We start from the raw sequence: 1,820 nt of genomic DNA, 5'->3' as shown, positions 1-1,820 counted from the left end.
AATAAATGAAACGTTTTCTGGAACTGGTAAAAGACTGCCTGCACAACGTCAAGGAACACATGCCCTGGGATCTCGAAGAACGTCTCAAGGAGAACCCGGACATCCTGCTGGTGGATGTGCGTGAACCCTATGAGTATGAAGCCATGCATATCGAAGGGTCTTTGCTGGTGCCGCGGGGCATACTCGAATCGGCTTGTGAATGGGACTATGAGGAGACCGAACCCGAGCTGGTCATGGCACGGGAAAGGGAAGTGGTGGTGGTGTGTCGCTCCGGACAGCGCAGCGTGCTGGCGGCCAACTCCCTGCAGGTGCTTGGCTTCAAGAATGTAGCCTCACTTGAAACCGGCATCCGTGGCTGGAAAGACTATGATCTTCCCCTGGTCGATGGTGAAGGAAAGAACGTGGATCTGGACGATGCCGACGAATACTTCACCGCCCATGTCCGTGAAGACCAGTTGCGTCCCAAGGACTGGGTCGACCCTGTCTAGTCTGTATCTGGCAAGCGCATTCCTTTACCTGTGGGCGCAGTCACCGGCTGGTCTGTGATAACCCCCTAAAAACTGGCTGCCAGTTGCAGAGTGAGGACGTTGCTGGCGTCGCCCGTGCCACCATCTTTCTCTGGATAGTCCCGGTCATGGGCATATTCCAGTGACAGGGTGGTGTGTTCGTGAATATCCATGGCAAGCATTGCCAGATAGCGGTTTTCCGGAAGTGCCATGGCCAGTGCTTCACGCGTGTACTGCCAGGCCATTGCAAGGTGGGCTTTCTTTCCCGCAAGATGGAACAGGCAATCGACCTCCAGGTTGCTGGCGCCGGGCAAGGCGCCCTTCTCCCGGAATGCGAGGTCCTTGGGATGGAAGCGCTTCGTGGCGCCCATGTATTCGGCGACAAGCAGCAGATCACCAGATCCGATGCTGATATTCATGCCCAGGCCAGGCACGGCCCCGTGCAAACCGGATGCTTCCCTGATGGCGTCCACAAGCCCGTCGGAATCGGTCAGATTGCTTGTCCAGGACAGCCCGATGTTGTGAGCGGGATATTCCTGGTGCGTATCGTCAGCCAGGTTCAGGTTGAAACCATACAGGGGATGCCTGCCATCTCGCGCGTTTCCAGTGCGGGGCTGGCCGAGAAAGACAGTTGCCTGGAAGGTGCCGGACAGATAACCGGCCTGCATGGCAGTCGCGTGGGTTTCCCCCAGGTACAGGGTGAGTGGGTCTGTGATCATGCCGCTTTCATAGTTGCCGAAAGTCAGCACCATGCGCCCTGCCGCCAGGGACCAGGGTGACTCCTCCAGGTTGTGAAGGGTGATCAGGGCTTCGTCGATTTGAGGCGGGTTGGCGCCATCCTCTTCATACAACGCGAGTATGTGGGCGCTGAATAAGTCATTCAGGCTGTAGTCGATACCCAGTTCCAGCGTTGAAAGAGACAGGTCCGTTTCACTTTCTTCGCGGGTTCCCCAGTAGGCGGCTTCTATTTCGATGAGGGCGCTGATATGGAAACGGTCCAGCCATGAGGGCGCAGCCTGGCTTTCAGCGTCTTTCTTCTCCGTTTCCTCGTCTTCGGCAGCCAGTTCTTCATGCAACGGTATGCGGCTTTTTTCCAGGCGTTCGACCCTGTGTTTGAGATTGTAGTCTTCCTCTTTCAATGCTGCCTCGTCTGCCACTGCAGTCACGAAGGGAAGCAGCAGGGTCGTGGCAGACAGGAGAAGCGGAAACAGGCGGCAAGGTTTGATCATGCATGTCCTCCAGCAGCAGGGGCCGGTCTGTTGTTTCGTCGATAATATCCGGAACGCAAAAGATAACGATTCGCAATACTATATA

2 protein-coding genes are annotated in these 1,820 nt (G+C 56.3%); one reads left to right on the top strand and one right to left on the bottom strand.

Features of this window, described 5'->3' with window-relative positions:
• The first annotated feature begins 5 nt into the window (after window positions 1-5).
• On the top strand, window positions 6-488 hold the full coding sequence (locus tag ACOCD2_RS18415; RefSeq protein WP_293647724.1) for a rhodanese-like domain-containing protein: 483 nt from the start codon (window positions 6-8) through the stop codon (window positions 486-488).
• 65 nt (window positions 489-553) lie between these two features.
• Here the strand turns inward: ACOCD2_RS18415 and ACOCD2_RS18410 are convergent, their stop codons facing one another.
• Window positions 554-1,735, bottom strand: a complete 1,182-nt coding sequence (locus ACOCD2_RS18410; RefSeq protein WP_293647723.1) for an LbtU family siderophore porin — start codon at window positions 1,733-1,735, stop codon at window positions 554-556.
• Window positions 1,736-1,820 lie beyond the last annotated feature (85 nt).

Origin of the sequence: Thiolapillus sp., from assembly GCF_048562965.1 — a bacterium.
GTDB classification, from domain to species: domain Bacteria; phylum Pseudomonadota; class Gammaproteobacteria; order Chromatiales; family Chromatiaceae; genus Thiolapillus; species Thiolapillus brandeum_A.
Note: the sequence above shows the minus strand (reverse complement) of the source record. Positions and strands in the feature narration are given on the sequence as shown.